This is a genomic window from Phytobacter ursingii (assembly GCF_001022135.1).
Lineage (GTDB): Bacteria > Pseudomonadota > Gammaproteobacteria > Enterobacterales > Enterobacteriaceae > Phytobacter > Phytobacter ursingii.
Map to the genome: position 1 here is coordinate 4,125,622 of NZ_CP011602.1, position 17,434 is coordinate 4,143,055.

Genomic DNA, 17,434 nt, shown 5'->3' on the forward strand with positions numbered 1-17,434 from the left:
CTAAGCCACAAAATGGCGCATATTGTAACCCTAAATACCCCATCCAGAGAAGATTGGTTATTGCAACTTGCCGATGTAATAACCGATCCAGATGAACTTCTGCGTGTTTTAAATATAGACACTGACGCAAATTTGACCGCCGGGCGCGAAGCAAAACGCCTGTTTGCACTGCGCGTACCCCGCGCTTTTGCCGCGAGAATGAAAAAAGGCGACCCCAACGATCCGCTTTTGCGTCAGGTCCTGACAGCAAGTGAAGAGTTTGTTGCCGCCCCAGGATACAGCACCGACCCACTGGAAGAGCAGGAAAGTGTGGTGCCTGGCTTGCTGCATAAGTACCGTAACCGTGCATTACTGCTGGTGAAAGGGGGGTGCGCGGTAAACTGCCGCTACTGCTTCCGTCGCCACTTCCCGTATGCGGAAAATCAGGGCAACAAGCGCAACTGGCAGGTCGCGCTGGATTATATTGCGCAGCAACCGGAACTTGATGAGATCATCTTCTCCGGTGGCGATCCGCTGATGGCTAAAGATCATGAGCTGGACTGGCTGATCGAACAGCTTGAAGCGATCCCCCATATCAAGCGACTGCGTATACATAGCCGCCTGCCGATTGTTATTCCGACGCGAATCACCGACACGCTCGTCGCCCGTTTTGCGCGTTCCTCATTACAGATTCTGCTGGTGAACCATATCAATCATGCGCAGGAAATTGATGACGCCTTTCGTGCGGCCATGGCAAAACTGCGTCAGGCAGGGGTAACGCTGTTAAATCAGAGTGTGCTGTTGCGTGGCGTCAATGACAATGCCCGCACGCTTGCAGACCTCAGTAACGCGTTGTTTGATGCTGGGGTGATGCCCTACTACCTGCATGTGCTGGATAAAGTTCAGGGCGCAGCCCATTTCATGGTAAGCGATGACGAAGCGCGGAAAATTATGCGTGAGCTACTGACGTTAGTTTCAGGCTATATGGTGCCGAAACTGGCTCGGGAAATTGGCGGCGAGCCCAGTAAAACACCGCTGGATTTGCAGTTACGGCAACAATAAAAGCCAACGCGGTGTACAGAAAAGCGGTGCAGGAATGCACCGCTTAGTTTTTTTAAGAACACGATAGATTTTCCCGTTGAGGCTCAGCTTTTTGGCCTGTCTGGTTGTTCCCGGCGTTTATTATGGTATTTTAACTTTCCTCTTTTAGGTTATGTCATAAATATATTCGCCGTTTTTATTCTTTAGTGGAATATATATATTTTAACAATGGTTATGGAGAACCATAATGGAAATGAATATTGCAGGCATTAATGCTGGCGTTATACGCAACAATGAAGAATTCCTCGCCGTTGCGCTAAAACTAAACATTAAAAACAGTGACTCAACGCTGCTTTTTTTTCCGGCCTTAACCTTGCGCGATCTTTTTATCGCCATGGAATATTACCTTCATAAGCAGAAAGCGCTGAGTGAAGATCAACGCAAAGATTTCATCGCCGCGCAAACGGCGGTAACCAAAACAATGCATGCTCATATTCCAGGTTTAAAAAAAGAGGAACTGGAGAATGCTGATATAGATTATCGTGTCGACGCTATTGACCATTTTGCATACGATGAAGGGAAACTTATTTTTACTTTGCGGCTGCATAATAACGAAAAATTTATATTCGAAATCCATGAGCTGCAAATAGAGTTACTTACCCACGTTTTAATTCATGCTATTAATAATGCTGGTATGCAAGACCTGGCATTGCGTATGTCTTCACTATTGGATTTCCTGCCTCTGTATGATGTTGATTGCCAACCCGACGGTAAAATGATCTACGACACCTATACACAGCCAGACTGGAAAACGGCATTATTTGATCATTATTTAATTCTTCTGTACCACTATGCCGACGCAGAGAAAAAATCCCGTTTCTGCGCGGCCGTGATCAAAACCAGAAGTCTTCCTGATACGCCTGAAACGCAGGCTATCGCCAAAAGACTGTTGGCTTTCAGCCCACGGCTGGGAAAACTCACCAATAAAGCCTGTCAGGTTCACATTCAGGCTATTAATGTTAAAGGTGATGAACCTCTTAATCTGGATAAATGCATGCATACGCTGAACCGGATACGCCATCAAATCACGGCGAAGCCACTGGTCAAAAAAGAAAAAAAATAACATGACGAAAACGCTGCCACGATGTTCCGCGGCAGCGTTTAAATAATTATCCCCTGGTGAAAAGGTGCGAGATTATTGTATTAAGTCTCTGTTTTAGAATGTCTCCAAACCTGCATCATGTCCTGCAACCGCAGACACAGGGGACATTTTAAGTGGACGTTTTGTCGTTTTAGGCGCCGCCGCCGCTTGTACCCCAGGCAAACGGAATACATCAACCAGTTGTTGCAACTTGACTGCCTGATCTTCCAGGCTCCCCGCAGCAGCAGATGATTCCTGGACCAGCGCCGCGTTCTGCTGCGTGGTGGTATCCATTTCAGACATGGCCTGAGCAATTTGCGCAATACCCCGATTTTGCTCGTCAGACGCTGCGGCAATTTCTTGCATTAAATCTTTAACCTGGGTAACCGAGTGAACAATACCACTCATACTTTCGCCCGCCAGATCGACCTGTTTTGCCCCCTCTTCTACAAAATGGACTGATTCGCCGATAAGCGCTTCAATCTCTTTTGCGGCCTGAGAGCTGCGCTGCGCTAATGAACGCACTTCCCCGGCAACAACGGCAAACCCACGGCCCTGATCGCCTGCACGTGCAGCCTCAACGGCGGCATTGAGCGCCAGAATATTGGTCTGGAACGCGATACCGTTAATCACGGTGGTAATTTCAGAAATGCGGCGCGAGCTTTCAATAATATCTTTCATCCGGCTCACCGCATTACCCACAACGGTTCCCCCCTGACTCGCCGTATCGGACGCAGTAACAGCCAGCAAACTCGCCTGCTGGGCGTTTTGCGCGTTCTGTTTTACCGTTGAGCTCAATTCTTCCATACTGGCAGCGGTCTCGACAACGGCAGCAGATTGTTGTTCGGTACGAGCTGACAGCTCATCATTACCTAAAGAAATCTCATTCGCTGCGGTATTTACCGAAGCAGAAGCATTTCTCACCATGGTGAGGGATTCCGCCACCCGATCAATTAAGTGGTTAAATGCTGTGATCGCATGCCCAATTTCATCCTGGCGGCCGGCCTGTAGATTTTTGCTCAGATCAAGATCTTGACTGATCTGTACCATGCCATCTCGCATTGCATTCAAACGACGACGAATATTCAAAACGGTAAAGAGACCAAACAAGCCGAGAATAATGGTTGCCGCCAGTGTTGCACTCACTGATAAAATCTGCGCTTTGTTAATCAGCGATTTGCTGGCCGCATTTGCCTGTACAACTAAAGAGGTGTTGTAGTCGATCTGGTCATTAAAATCAGCAATTAGCGTAGCAATTTTATCTGCGATTAATCCGCCTTTTTGCATCGCGTTAATAATCGCCTTGCGGTCATTGGATTCCGATATTTTAAAATATTGCTCCATTGCCCCACGGAAAGCCTGCAAATCTGCCAGCGTTTTATTACTCAGTTCCTGATCGCGTTGGTCTGAAATCAATTCTTTGAGATAGTATTGATGCTTTGCAAGAAGCTCATCATAAATTTTATAGGCATTTTGTTTAATGACATCCATTTGCGCCTGGTCTTCGGTTAAGCCATGCAAATAAAGTTGCGAACGAACGCTTGTAGCCTGAATCATCTCTTTATTCATTGAACTCAGGCTGGGAAGAATGTTTTCCTGGAAATAATTAGTGTCCTCACTAATCTTTGATAAAGACACTATCGCAATGATATTTGTGCCTATCAAACTAATGATAAGTAGAGAAAAAGCAAGTAATAACCGTTTGGTGATGTTCATCATACCTCCCAAATTTAACTTTAGTATCTTTAATAAACCATGATGAATAACCACCATGAGGGAGAATCCTTTCACACTTCGGTTTTATTTATCGGTGGGTTTTATTAAAACTTTAGCGATAAGTTAACTTTTACTTTACGAATTGAAAAAAAGATGTGAAAACTCTCACATAAGTGAAACCTTAAGAAATCTTAATCTATATGAGGAGGAAAAATAAAAAACGTGAATCTTTAATTTAGAATAAAATAAACAATAACTTTAAAAATTAAAGAGTTATGATTAAAACGCCCGTTTAAAAATGATATTAATAATAAAGCATGCAGAGCACAGCGAGATCATTGCTCCCATTTCTAAATGGGAGCAATGCAATTTATTTTACTGCGGGCATTTATAAACCTGACCGGTCATTTCACTGGCCGTCGGTACGAAGCTGGACATAAAGCCTTGTGTCGGGCTGGAGACGCTATACAGCACGTTGCCGCCCATTTGCGCAGCCTGGTTGCGCAGGTCATTCGCTGCGCCACGCATTGAGCCACCTTCTTCGCCATGCTGGCCAGAAAGCCAGTTGCTTTGTTTACCCGTCGCGGTGCCCAGATACTGACAGTTTGCGGCAGGTTTATCCTCTACGAAGCGAACACTCTGCCCGCCCGAAGAAAGCTCATTACCGGCGCTGCAGCCTGCCAGTAACAACGTTGCGCCGACAATCCCTGCTAAATATTTAACGTGCATGTTATTCCCCACAATCAATGAGCTGGACGTCTTGCGTCCGTGTGTGAATCTTATACTAAAAAGATGACCAAAAGAAAAACCCCCGGGCATTTCTGCCCGAGGGTTTATTCATTTCTGCGATATACACGCCCAAATCATTCTGGTTGCAGGAAGGCGGCTAGTTCGGGAATCCCCAAGAGCTTACTCAAGTAAGTGACTGGGGTTCCCGAACGCAGCCAACGCATCTGCAGCCTGAAGGATGCAGGGCGAAGGGCACATGTCGGGTAGCAGCAGCGCATTACTGCGCCGCCGCCCCCTAAGAACCGTACATGCAAGTTTCCCCGCATACGGCTCAAGCCTTTATAAGCCCGCACTAATGTTTGGGCCAGCAACATTTTAACTGTTGAGTTAGCCTTTTGGTGGAAAAGGATCATTACCGTAAGTATTCCGCTCACGGATTTTCCCATTTTCACCATGAATGAAAACCTCACTCCTTTGATTCTTTGCTATATCACGCGCAGCTTCGAAAGCTTCCTGCTGCGTGCGATGATGTGAAGTATCTCTGGAGTTCTTTTCACCAAGCACAGCCCAACCGTCATTTCTTTTAACTACGTGCTGATTTTTACCTGCCATGGGTCACCTCCTTACAGTTTTCATGACACTGTATAAATTACCATAGCATTCATTTCAAGATCAACATATTGATCTTTATTTTATGTAAAAACACCACATGTAGTACCTAATCCACTTCATGGTTATGGATCAACCGATGGCAGTTAGGATGCAGCATCATTAAATTATCGATTTCATCACCACCACCGTCTACTCGTCTGATAATGTGATGGACATCCCAATCATCATTATCTCTGAATATCTGGTGGCAGATCGGACACCGATGGCCTTGTCGCTCCCAAATTAATCTCAGTTTTCCTCGCTGCATTTTACCTTCTTTCCAGCGCTTAACCTGCCGCTGTTCGAAGTACAACTCGTCAACCGGATCATATGGATTAGCCTCAGACCTGATTTTAATGTGACGTTTTATAGGGATATCTTTGCAGGAGACTAACCTTTGCAGGCCATTATCCGCATCGATACTCTGGAATACCCAGTTTTCGCTACTTACAGAGTGAAAATACTTCCGTTTCACCCAGTACTTGTTGCGATTACCGTGCCGACGGCATGACCAGCGCCAGAGCAACTTCCAGACGCGAAAGTCGATATAGCTAAACGTCTCTTTGGCGACAATATGACGATGATAATTTGCCCAACCCCGCAGTACCGGATTAAGTTGCCTTATCAGGTCACCCTGTTTTGACGCCGCATTTCGTTTCACTATTTGCCGGATTTTCTGAAGATGATTACGCAGTCCCTTGGCAGCGGGCTTTATCAGCATTTTGCCATGGTACTTGCGCACGTTCTGCCCCAGAAAATCAAACCCTTCGGAAATATGCGTTATCACCGTTTTTTCGGGTGATAATTGCAGCCCCCGTTCCGCCATAAAGGCTTCAACGAGGGGTTTGACTTCATCTTCCAGCAACTCTTTAGAGATCCCCGTAATGATAAAATCATCTGCGTAACGCACATAATTGACCTTGGTTTTGTAACTGGCTTTGGTGTTTTTCTTCCCAAAATGGGTTTCTAACACCGCTTCCAGCCCATCCAGTGCCATATTCGCCAGTACAGGGGAAATAATGCCCCCCTGTGGTGTACCAGCCTCCGTCGGGTATAACCGACCGGATTCCATGAATCCCGCTTTAAGCCATTTCCCGAGCACCTGTTTGTCCAACGGAATGTTGGCAAGTAACCAGTCATGGCTGATATTGTCAAAACACCCTTTTATATCGCCTTCCAGTACCCATTCAGCAGAGCTTTTACGACTGAGATTAACAAAACACTGCTCAATCGCATCTGCCGCCGAACGTGCCGGACGAAAGCCATAGCTGTTGCGGTCGGCCGTTGTTTCCGAGACGGGGTCAAGTGCCAGCAGGTGTAACGCCTGCATCGCTCTGTCTTTCATCGTCGGTATACCCAGAGGACGGCGTTTGCCGTTGCTCTTGGGAATGTAAACACGCCTTAACGGAGACGGTTTGTAACCCGTCCGTTTTAGCTGACCTATCGCCTGCCACTTACTTCCGGGAGTGTTCCACAACTGGCGATCCACTCCGGCTGTCTTTTTGCCTCGATTTTCGGTAACTCGCCTGACAGCCAGTGCTTTAGCTGCAAACGAGCGCGTCAGCATCCTTTGCAGGGCTTTCACCCTACGCCAGCGCTTCTGCTCCGTTGCCTTTGCGATTCGTATCTGTAGCCCTCTGACCTGACGGTGTACCTGACGCCAGTTAATCTGGTGCCAATTTTCCGCCCTGCCGGAAAGCGCAGGTACTTTTATTAACGTACTCAACTTGCTACCCTCCTCAGTGCTTTTGGTTAGAAAGCCCCGAGCGAATAGCAGACGGACAACCCCCTTACGGGAGTTATCTTATGCTCCCGCAAGGGTCTGGTTAGGGTGGGTATGAACCACCCTAGCCAGCTTTCTGCCACGTTAGATTGCTTTACAGTACTGCACACAATTAAAGACCAGTCGGAAGTCTGCCCCGTTTCCGGTGGAGGAACATTTAACCCCCTATCCATTCCATTACAGAATGGCATTCGCTTTCTCCAACCTCCTCTACCCGCACCCTCAACAGCTTGTCTTGCGACTCACCTGCCACATTGTGGCGAAGATACGGGCTTACCGAGTTCCGTACTCATGACACGAATCACTTAGGTTCTGCCTATACACCGAAGGTCTGTTGGTAACGTATTCCCAGATGTAAAAGGAATAACCGACCTTGTACCTTTTGGTCACAGCATATCAGTAGCTTTTGCTGCTTGCGGCTGACGGTGCTTACGGACAGTTCACTTAACGTTAACCCTATGATCCAGCCTAGCCTCTCATATGCCTGCTACTGGCAAAATCCACTGCTTATCTCACGATAAAACAGCACCCAAACATCGGGGAGTACATTGTCAGAGCGCTCTCACACCTCACCATTACTGGCGACGCGCTGCTCCTAGGCTACTGCTAGTTACATAACAGGTCTGGCTCTGTATCAAACAGCAATACAGTCAGACAATCATGCGTACAGCTTCACACCGGTAGGTGCTAGCGTACATAACATTAATAAAGACGATGTCTTCCCCGCTACATCACAAGTCAAAACAGCAACTTGCTTCAGCGTGAATCTATTGAGACGTTACAATAGTTATAAAAGTTAATATATTTGATAAATTTCAAATAGTTATAACAGTTAATACATTTGTAAGTTTTAAGGGACTCTGACTTTAAAGCCATATCCGGAAGTTAGGGCTTCGCTAAGCGAAGCGCCGATGTTCCGGAGGCATTTAAAGTCCGGAACATCGGACATTTATTACATTTATGCTACTTAATGCGGGATATAGTGAACACAACCTAAGTTAGTGTTCACTATCGACGTAGCCCGCTAGGCTAGCTACCTACGCGACTCTCGTCGCACTACATCATGCCGCCCATACCGCCCATGCCGCCCATGCCACCAGCAGCACCTAAGTCAGGCGCGTCGCCTTTCGGCAGGTCGGTCACCATGCACTCGGTAGTGATCATCAGGCCAGCCACAGAGGCCGCGTACTGCAGAGCAGAACGGGTCACTTTAGTCGGATCCAGGATACCCATGTCGATCATGTTGCCGTACTCTTCGGTCGCTGCGTTGTAACCGTAGTTGCCGTCACCACCTTTAACGGTGTTAGCGACAACAGACGGCTCTTCGCCGCAGTTCAGCACGATCTGACGCAGCGGAGCTTCCATTGCGCGCAGCGCAACTTTGATACCCACGTTCTGGTCTTCGTTCTGACCTTTCAGGTCAGCGATTTTGCTTGCAACGCGAATCAGCGCAACACCACCACCGGCAACCACGCCTTCTTCCACCGCAGCACGGGTCGCGTGCAGGGCATCTTCAACGCGTGCTTTTTTCTCTTTCATTTCAACTTCGGTAGCTGAACCGACTTTGATAACCGCAACGCCGCCAGCCAGTTTCGCTACGCGCTCCTGCAGTTTTTCACGGTCGTAATCGGAAGTCGCTTCTTCGATCTGCTGACGAATCTGACCAACACGGCCCTGAATTGCCGCTTCGTCGCCCACGCCATCGATGATGGTGGTGGTGTCTTTGTTGATCACAACGCGTTTCGCCTGACCCAGGTCTTCCAGGGTCGCTTTTTCCAGCTCCATACCGATCTCTTCGGAGATAACGGTACCGCCAGTCAGGGTAGCGATATCCTGCAGCATCGCTTTACGGCGGTCACCGAAGCCCGGTGCTTTAACCGCAGCGACTTTCACGATGCCACGCATGGTGTTAACCACCAGGGTCGCCAGCGCTTCGCCTTCAACATCTTCTGCGATGATAACCAGCGGTTTGCCTGCTTTCGCAACGGCTTCCAGAACCGGCAGCATTTCGCGGATGTTGGAGATTTTCTTGTCAGCCAGCAGGATGAATGGGCTTTCCAGTTCTACAGCGCCCGTTTCCGGCTTGTTGATGAAGTAAGGGGACAGGTAACCGCGGTCAAACTGCATACCTTCAACCACGTCCAGTTCGTCCTGCAGACCGGTACCGTCTTCAACGGTGATCACGCCTTCTTTACCGACTTTGTCCATCGCTTCTGCGATCAGTTTACCTACGGTTTCGTCGGAGTTAGCGGAGATAGTACCAACCTGAGCAATCGCTTTAGAGTCAGAGCACGGTACGGACAGTGCTTTCAGTTCTTCAACAGCGGCCAGAACGGCTTTGTCGATACCACGTTTCAGATCCATCGGGTTCATGCCCGCAGCAACAGCTTTCAGGCCTTCGGTGATGATAGCCTGCGCCAGTACGGTCGCAGTGGTAGTACCGTCGCCTGCAGCGTCGTTCGCTTTGGAGGCCACTTCTTTCACCATCTGTGCGCCCATGTTCTCGAACTTGTCTTCCAGTTCGATTTCACGTGCTACAGAAACGCCATCTTTGGTGATGGTCGGCGCGCCGAAGGATTTATCCAGCACTACGTTACGGCCTTTCGGGCCCAGGGTCACTTTAACTGCGTCTGCCAGTACGTTTACGCCGCGCAGCATTTTCACACGAGCGTCGTTACCGAATTTTACGTCTTTAGCTGCCATTTTAATCTTTCCCTTAAATTCGTATGTTCAGTGTCGTTCGCGGATTACGCTTCAACAATTGCCAGAATGTCGCTTTCGGACATGATCAACACTTCTTCATTGTCGATCTTCTCAGCTTTAACACCGTAACCATCATTGAAAATCACGATGTCGCCCACTTTCACGTCCAGTGGCTGCACTGTACCGTTTTCCAGGATGCGGCCCTTACCGACAGCGATGATTTCGCCACGCGTTGATTTGCCTGCTGCAGAACCGGTCAGAACGATGCCGCCAGCGGATTTAGATTCAACTTCTTTACGTTTGACGATCACACGATCATGTAACGGACGAATACTCATTGATAGCTCTCCTTTGAGAAAGTCATTATCAGTTATGGGTGACGCCGGCCCGCAATCGGTTCTCCGGCTGGTGACCAGAGAGATGGGGATGGGTTTTTCCCCCTTCAAGGGGGCACTTTAAAAAAAATTTCGCACAAAGCGCTTAGCTGGCGAAAAAATGAAAAAACAATCCATAAGAACAGGCAGGCGCGCCAACAGCCATAAGTAAAATTGATTGTGTTAGCATTACCCCTCTTTATATTGCGATGACGCGTGGGATACAGGCCATGAGTGGACTGAAACAAGAGCTGGGGCTGGCACAAGGGATTGGGTTACTTTCTACATCGTTACTCGGAACGGGGGTGTTTGCCGTCCCCGCGCTAGCGGCGCTGGCGGCAGGCGACAGCAGCCTGTGGGCCTGGCCTGTGCTTATTCTGCTGGTCTTTCCGGTCGCTATCGTCTTCGCCGTTCTGGGTCGGCAGTTTCCCAGCGCGGGTGGCGTCGCCCACTTTGTCGGCATGGCGTTCGGTTCACGACTGGAGCGCGTCACCGGCTGGTTGTTCCTGTCAGTGATCCCGGTCGGGCTACCTGCAGCCCTGCATATCGCCGCTGGTTTCTGGCAGGGCATGTTTGGCTGGCAGGGAGCGCAACTGCTGATAGCCGAACTGACCACCCTGGCGCTCATCTGGCTGATTGGAACGCGCGGTGCTGGTTCCAGCGCCAACCTGCAATCCATCATTGCCGGGCTTATCGTCGCATTGATTGTCGCCATCTGGTGGCGTGGCGGGCTCTCCTTTAGCGCCCTCTCTTTTCCGGCTCCCGTAGACGTTCCCCTCTCCGGCATGACGGCCTCACTGGCCGTTATGTTCTGGTGTTTTGTCGGCCTGGAAGCGTTTGCTCATCTGGCCTCGGAGTTTAAGCACCCTGAACGCGACTTCCCTCGCGCGCTGATGATTGGCCTGATTCTGGCGGGTTCAGTCTACTGGGCCTGTACCGTAGTGGTGCTGCATTTCCCACTCTGGCATAGCGCAGGGGCAGCAGCATCCTTACCGATCATTGTCGTTGAACTGTTCGGTAAGCAGGCGCAGTGGATTGCCTGCATCATCGGTTACCTAGCCTGTTTTGCCAGCCTCAATATCTATATTCAGAGCTTCGCCCGGCTGGTGTGGTCGCAGGCACAATACAAACCGCAAAGCCCGCTGGCCCGTTTGTCCTCCCGACAAATCCCACTTAACGCGCTCAATGCCGTCCTGACGTGCTGCGTTATCTGTACGCTGGGTATCTACGCGTTTGCCATTAATCTCGACACACTCATCATTTACGCCAACGGCATTTTCATTTTGATTTACTTGCTGTGCATGCTGGCAGGGTGCCGCCTGTTGAAAGGGCGTTATAAAGTACTGGCCTGGGTGGGCAGCATCCTGTGCTTACTGCTGCTGGCCATTCCTGGCTGGAAGAGCCTGTATGCGATTGTGATGCTGGCAGGATTGTGGGCATTTTTACCCGGGCGCGGCGTGGCGGTTCAGCGCCCGTAAACCCCAAAAGGCGTCACCGCCTTTTGGGGGCCACAAAAAGCTTCGGTATGCTTAGCGATCGTCTTTGTTATCCAGACGGTCGCGCGGATCATCTTTGCGCTGATACTCCCCTTCAAAAGTATTACCCGGCCCGGTGCTAAAGCCGCCGCCCGGCATACGGGAAAAACGCAAATGCGGCATCAGTTTAAGCGTCAGATGCTTTTGTACCGGCGGCAACAGCAGCAGTAAGCCGAGGAAATCGGTAAAGAACCCCGGCAGTACCAGCAGCAAGCCCGCGATAATCAGCGACACGCTTTTAATCATCTCGGCCGCCGGGCTTTCCCCTGCCGCCAGCTTTTGCTGCATCAAGAGGAAGTTTTTGAAGCCCTGATTACGCACCAGAGACATGCCGATAACCGAAGTAAAAATCACCAGGATAAGCGTCATAAGCACACCAAAGACATGCGCTACCTGAATGAAGATCGATATCTCGATGTAAACGTATAAAAAAACAGCAAGCAGCGGTATCCAGCGCACTGGTTTCTCCTCAGTGAACAGACGCCACCGGCGCCTGTTGGTAAATTTTTGCGATTCGCATACTGAGTGAGATGGTGGCAAACGCTGGAAATTCAATTTTTCCCGGCAACTATTTTTTCCAGCGCAGCGCTAGCGGTGATTCATTTCACAGATTAATGATTCTGATAAAGTGGCTAAGATAATAAGTGATCCAGATTACGGCTTTTCGCTCGGATCAGCATATGATCGCAGATATCTGGCCGATTAAGGAGATAATCGTCGGCCCGAAATCACACATAACCACATATATACTGTGTGTTTGGTGTATTCATTCGTAGCTTGATAAAGAAGGTTCACATGTTAAACAACATTCGTATCGAAGAAGATTTGTTGGGCACAAGGGAAGTTCCAGCGGATGCCTATTATGGTGTACATACTCTTAGAGCGATTGAGAACTTCTACATTAGTAACAGTAAAATCAGCGACATCCCTGAGTTTGTCCGGGGGATGGTAATGGTGAAAAAAGCGGCTGCACTTGCCAACAAGGAGCTGCAAACCATTCCGAAGAGCATTGCGAACACCATCGTAGCGGCATGTGATGAAGTCCTGAATAACGGCAAATGTATGGACCAGTTCCCGGTCGACGTCTATCAGGGCGGTGCGGGAACCTCGGTAAACATGAACACCAACGAAGTACTGGCAAACATCGGTCTGGAATTAATGGGCCATCAGAAAGGTGAATACCAGTACCTCAACCCTAACGATCACGTCAATAAATGCCAGTCCACTAACGACGCCTACCCGACCGGTTTTCGTATCGCGGTGTATACCTCCATCCTCAAACTGGTCGATGCCATCACTCAGTTGGGTGAAGGTTTTGAACACAAAGCAGATGAATTCCGCGACATCCTGAAAATGGGCCGTACGCAGCTGCAGGACGCCGTTCCAATGACGTTGGGACAAGAGTTCCACGCCTTTAACGTGCTGCTTAATGAAGAGACGAAAAACCTGCTGCGCACCTCCGAACTGCTGCTGGAAGTGAACCTCGGCGCGACGGCGATCGGTACACGTCTGAATACCCCGGATGGCTACCAGCAACTGGCGGTACAGAAACTGGCCGAAGTGAGCAACCTGCCGGTGGTCCCGGCGGAAGACCTGATTGAGGCGACCTCCGACTGCGGCGCTTACGTCATGGTACACAGCGCGCTGAAACGCCTGGCCGTCAAAATGTCCAAGATCTGTAATGACCTGCGACTGCTCTCTTCGGGTCCACGTGCGGGTCTGAACGAAATCAACCTGCCGGAACTGCAGGCGGGCTCGTCCATCATGCCCGCTAAAGTGAACCCGGTCGTACCGGAAGTCGTGAACCAGGTATGCTTCAAAGTTATCGGTAACGACACCACGGTGACCATGGCGTCCGAAGCGGGCCAGTTACAGTTGAACGTGATGGAGCCAGTGATTGGCCAGGCCATGTTCGAGTCAATCCATATTCTGACCAACGCCTGCTACAACTTGCTGGAAAAATGCGTCAGCGGCATCACCGCTAACAAGTCCGTGTGCGAGGGCTATGTCTTCAACTCCATCGGCATTGTGACCTACCTCAACCCGTTTATTGGCCACCATAACGGTGACATCGTCGGCAAAATCTGCGCCGAAACGGGCAAGAGTGTGCGTGAGGTCGTGCTGGAGCGCGGTCTGCTGACCGAAGCGGAGCTGGATGATATTTTCTCAGCGCAAAACCTGATGCATCCGGCCTATAAAGCGAAGCGTTATACCGATGAAAGCGAACAGTAACACTGACGGCTAAATCCATAAGGCACGTCAGCCCTGACGTGCCTTTTTTTTAGCCTGCAGTAAAAAAAAATCATTATCATTTCATCAACAAGGAAGGCAATTATGTTTGCTGCAGAACTTGTACTCGTCCTGCTTGCTATTTACCTGGGGGCCAGACTCGGCGGCATCGGCATCGGTTTTGCTGGTGGTTTCGGCGTGCTTGTACTGACACTCTTTTTTCAAATCAAACCCGGCGCTATACCCTTTGATGTTATTGAAATCATCATGGCGGTTATCGCCTCTATTGCCGCAATGCAGGTGGCAGGGGGCATGGATTACCTGGTAAGCCTTGCGGAGCGTATGCTGCGCCGCCACCCCAAATACATCACCTTTCTCGCCCCGCTGGTCACCTGGTTTATGACCATCCTGGCGGGTACCGGCCATACGGCGTTTTCTACACTGCCGGTCATTACCGAAGTGGCGAAAGAGCAAGGGATCCGTCCTTCCCGCCCACTCTCCATTGCCGTAGTGGCTTCGCAAATCGCTATTACCGCCTCCCCCATCTCTGCGGCCGTCGTCTTTTTTGCCGGTATTCTGGAACCGCTCGGTGTGAGCTACCTGACGCTGCTGGCAATCTGTATTCCGGTTACGCTGATTGCCGTCATGCTGACGGCCATTGTGTGTAACTTCCTCGGCGCCGAGTTGAAAGATGATCCGGTGTACCAGGAGCGTCTGGCAAGAGGGGAAATCAAACTGCGTGGCAGCAAAGTTTTCGAAATCAAGCCCCATGCAAAACGCTCCGTGTTGCTGTTCCTCGTTGGGATTATCGCCGTCATGCTGTACGCCACGGCAATCAGTCCGAACGTGGGTCTGATCACGAACCCGGTGTTGCCGCGTAACGAAGCGATCGTAGTGTTCATGCTCACTATCGCCACGCTGATTTGCCTGACCTGTAAAATCAACACGGGCGACATTCTCAACGCCAGTACCTTTAAATCCGGTATGAGCGCCTGTATTTGCGTCCTGGGCGTGGCGTGGCTTGGCGATACCTTTGTGAAAAACCACATTCAGGATATCCAGACTGTGGCCGGCAATCTGCTCAACAACTACCCGTGGCTGCTGGCAGTGGTGCTGTTTTTCGCCTCTACTCTGCTTTACTCCCAGGCGGCAACCGCGAAAGCGCTGATGCCTGCGGCGTTGATGCTGGGTGTCAGCCCGCTGACCGCCGTGGCATCGTTTGCAGCAGTATCTGCATTGTTCGTGTTGCCAACCTACCCAACGCTGCTTGCGGCGGTGGAAATGGACGATACGGGCTCAACGCGTATCGGCAAGTATGTGTTTAACCATGCCTTTTTGATCCCAGGCGTCATCGCCATCACCCTGTGCGTGGTGCTGGGCTTCGTGATTGGCGGCATATTGTTGTAAAAGTCGTTAAAAACGGGCCGTACTGCGGCCCGTTTTCATTGTGCGTGATATAGTCCCCTTTTCGCTGCGAAGAGGTTACCGATGAACACGCCTGATACTGTTGTTGTGCTCTGTACCGCCCCGGATGAAGCGACGGCCCAGGAGCTGGCCGCCAAAACGCTGGCTGATAAGCTGGCCGCCTGCGTGACCCTCCTCCCCGGCGCCACTTCTATGTACTACTGGGAGGGAAAGCTGGAGCAGGAGTATGAAGTACAGTTGCTGCTCAAAACCGACGTTGCCCATCTTGAAGATCTCTTCGCCTGCATAAAATCGCATCACCCTTATCAGACCCCAGAATTACTCGCTATACCGGTTACTCACGGAGATTTTGATTACCTCACATGGCTCAACGCATCCTTACGCTAATTCTGCTGTTATGCAGCACGCCTGCCCTTGCCGGCTTATTTGACGCCCCCGGACAGTCCAGTTTTGTTCCGGCCGATCAGGCCTTTATGTTTGATTTCCAGCAACAGCAAAATGAGATCAGGCTCAACTGGCAGGTGAAAGAGGGCTATTACCTCTATCGCCAGCAAATCAAACTCACTGTGCAACAGGCAGACATCGCACCGCCACAATTGCCTTTCGGCGAGCCGCATAACGATGAGTTTTATGGCAAAAGCGAGATTTATCGCCAACAGCTGCACCTGCCGGTGACAATCAACGAGGCGGCCAAAGGCGCGACGTTGACAGTAATCTACCAGGGCTGTGCGGACGCCGGGTTCTGTTATCCGCCAGAGACGAAAGTGATTCCGCTGAGTGAGGTTCGCCCTAACCCGCTCCCTCAGGAAAGGGGACAAACCAGCGCCGCGCCGGACAACGCTCCTCGTCCCGCCGGAGAGAGTACCGGAGTGAGGGATAATAGCGACAGCCCCACGCTGCCCTTTTCCGCCCTGTGGGCGCTGTTGATTGGTATTGGTGTGGCCTTCACGCCCTGCGTCTTACCGATGTACCCACTGATCTCAGGTATCGTGCTGGGCGGCAAACAACGCCTTTCAACGCCCCGTGCGCTGCTGCTGGCGTTTATCTATGTGCAGGGCATGGCGTTGACTTACACCGCGCTGGGCCTGGTGGTAGCGGCGGCCGGGCTGCAGTTCCAGGCGGCACTCCAGCATCCGTTCGTGCTGGTTGGCCTGTCGGTGGTCTTCATCCTACTGGCGCTGTCGATGTTTGGCCTGTTCACCCTGCAATTGCCCGCCTCGCTCCAAACCCGCCTAACGCTGATGAGCAACCGCCAGCAAGGGGGTTCCGCAGGCGGAGTGTTTGCTATGGGGGCGATTGCCGGACTGATTTGCTCGCCTTGTACCACTGCGCCGCTGAGCGCCATCCTGCTCTATATCGCCCAGAGCGGTAATCTGTGGCTGGGCGGCGGCACGCTCTATTTGTATGCCCTGGGGATGGGATTGCCACTGATTCTGGTTACCGTCTTTGGCAACCGTCTGCTGCCAAAAAGCGGTCCGTGGATGACGCAGGTCAAAATCGCCTTTGGCTTTGTGATCCTGGCCTTACCCATTTTCCTGCTTGAGCGCGTATTGGGTGAAAACTGGGGTTTACGCTTATGGTCGCTGCTCGGCGTCGCCTTTTTCGCCTGGGCCTTTATTGCCAGTCTCAGCGCAACCCGCCCGGTGACGCGCATTCTGCAAATCGTCCTGCTAGGGGCGGCGCTGGTGTGCGCACGCCCCTTGCAGGACTGGGCCTTTGGTCCGTCGACAGCACAACGCCAGGCACATCTGCCGTTTACCACCATCAACACCGTGGATGAGCTTAATCAGGCGCTGGCACAAGCCAAAGGCCGCCCGGTGATGCTGGATCTTTACGCCGACTGGTGCGTGGCGTGCAAAGAGTTTGAGAAGTACACCTTTAGCGATACGCGGGTTCAGGCAGCATTAAACAATTCCGTGTTACTACAGGCGGATGTCACCGCCAATACCGCACAGGATCAAGCGCTGCTGCAACATTTGCAGGTTCTGGGCTTACCCACCATTGTGTTTTTCGATGCGCAAGGCCATGAGCAATCGGCACGGCGGGTCACGGGCTTTATGGATGCTTCCGCCTTTACCGCACATTTGCGCAATCACGCACCGTAAACAACACTTGGTTGAGGACGCAG

General features: G+C 50.8%; 14 protein-coding genes. 7 read left to right on the forward strand and 7 right to left on the reverse strand.

The genetic code is table 11. From position 1 onward, the window contains the following. The first annotated feature begins 12 nt into the window (after positions 1 to 12). The gene (gene epmB, locus AB182_RS23010; protein ID WP_047372117.1) at positions 13 to 1,041 is read left to right on the forward strand and encodes an EF-P beta-lysylation protein EpmB; all 1,029 of its coding nucleotides are present in this window, start codon (positions 13 to 15) and stop codon (positions 1,039 to 1,041) included. Between the two features lie 226 nt (positions 1,042 to 1,267). Then, positions 1,268 to 2,143, forward strand: a complete 876-nt coding sequence (gene yjeJ / locus AB182_RS23015; RefSeq protein ID WP_047372118.1) for a YjeJ family protein — start codon at positions 1,268 to 1,270, stop codon at positions 2,141 to 2,143. 93 nt (positions 2,144 to 2,236) lie between these two features. On the opposite strand, the gene AB182_RS23020 is transcribed toward yjeJ, so the two are convergent. The 6 genes from AB182_RS23020 to AB182_RS23045 all read right to left on the reverse strand — a co-directional run bounded on the left by AB182_RS23020 (position 2,237) and on the right by AB182_RS23045 (position 10,081). Beyond that, positions 2,237 to 3,934: a methyl-accepting chemotaxis protein gene (locus AB182_RS23020; RefSeq protein ID WP_327078452.1), complete on the reverse strand. Its 1,698-nt coding sequence runs from the start codon at positions 3,932 to 3,934 to the stop codon at positions 2,237 to 2,239. A 318-nt stretch (positions 3,935 to 4,252) separates the two neighbouring features. Then, positions 4,253 to 4,606 carry a DUF4156 domain-containing protein gene (locus tag AB182_RS23025; protein ID WP_047372119.1) on the reverse strand — a complete coding sequence of 118 codons (354 nt, stop codon included), beginning with the start codon at positions 4,604 to 4,606 and terminating at the stop codon, positions 4,253 to 4,255. Positions 4,607 to 4,993: 387 nt separating this feature from the next. After that, positions 4,994 to 5,218 carry a DUF2188 domain-containing protein gene (locus AB182_RS23030; protein ID WP_047372120.1) on the reverse strand — a complete coding sequence of 75 codons (225 nt, stop codon included), beginning with the start codon at positions 5,216 to 5,218 and terminating at the stop codon, positions 4,994 to 4,996. Between the two features lie 106 nt (positions 5,219 to 5,324). Further along, positions 5,325 to 6,983 (reverse strand): group II intron reverse transcriptase/maturase, encoded by a 1,659-nt coding sequence (gene ltrA / locus AB182_RS23035; protein WP_047372121.1) that lies wholly within the window; start codon positions 6,981 to 6,983, stop codon positions 5,325 to 5,327. Positions 6,984 to 8,096: 1,113 nt separating this feature from the next. Further along, positions 8,097 to 9,743 carry a chaperonin GroEL gene (gene groL, locus AB182_RS23040; RefSeq protein WP_047372122.1) on the reverse strand — a complete coding sequence of 549 codons (1,647 nt, stop codon included), beginning with the start codon at positions 9,741 to 9,743 and terminating at the stop codon, positions 8,097 to 8,099. Between the two features lie 44 nt (positions 9,744 to 9,787). Beyond that, positions 9,788 to 10,081, reverse strand: coding sequence for a co-chaperone GroES (locus AB182_RS23045; RefSeq protein ID WP_007372708.1), 294 nt, complete (start codon positions 10,079 to 10,081; stop codon positions 9,788 to 9,790). A gap of 266 nt (positions 10,082 to 10,347) precedes the next feature. Here AB182_RS23045 and yjeH point away from each other — a divergent pair, with 266 nt between their 5' ends. Then, positions 10,348 to 11,595 (forward strand): L-methionine/branched-chain amino acid transporter, encoded by a 1,248-nt coding sequence (yjeH, locus tag AB182_RS23050; protein ID WP_047372123.1) that lies wholly within the window; start codon positions 10,348 to 10,350, stop codon positions 11,593 to 11,595. A gap of 51 nt (positions 11,596 to 11,646) precedes the next feature. Here the strand turns inward: yjeH and AB182_RS23055 are convergent, their stop codons facing one another. Then, the gene (locus AB182_RS23055; RefSeq protein WP_047372124.1) at positions 11,647 to 12,111 is read right to left on the reverse strand and encodes an FxsA family protein; all 465 of its coding nucleotides are present in this window, start codon (positions 12,109 to 12,111) and stop codon (positions 11,647 to 11,649) included. 336 nt (positions 12,112 to 12,447) lie between these two features. Here AB182_RS23055 and aspA point away from each other — a divergent pair, with 336 nt between their 5' ends. From aspA to AB182_RS23075, 4 genes are all read left to right on the forward strand, one after another. Then, complete coding sequence (gene aspA, locus AB182_RS23060) at positions 12,448 to 13,884, forward strand: aspartate ammonia-lyase (protein ID WP_047372125.1); 1,437 nt, start codon at positions 12,448 to 12,450, stop codon at positions 13,882 to 13,884. A 102-nt stretch (positions 13,885 to 13,986) separates the two neighbouring features. After that, complete coding sequence (locus AB182_RS23065) at positions 13,987 to 15,288, forward strand: anaerobic C4-dicarboxylate transporter (RefSeq protein ID WP_047372126.1); 1,302 nt, start codon at positions 13,987 to 13,989, stop codon at positions 15,286 to 15,288. Positions 15,289 to 15,369: 81 nt separating this feature from the next. Next, a complete protein-coding gene (cutA, locus tag AB182_RS23070) occupies positions 15,370 to 15,693 on the forward strand; it encodes a divalent cation tolerance protein CutA (RefSeq protein ID WP_047372127.1) in 324 nt (107 codons plus the stop codon). Next, positions 15,669 to 17,411, forward strand: coding sequence for a protein-disulfide reductase DsbD (locus tag AB182_RS23075; RefSeq protein ID WP_047372128.1), 1,743 nt, complete (start codon positions 15,669 to 15,671; stop codon positions 17,409 to 17,411). The genes cutA and AB182_RS23075 overlap by 25 nt, the downstream gene beginning before the upstream one ends. Positions 17,412 to 17,434: the final 23 nt, after the last annotated feature.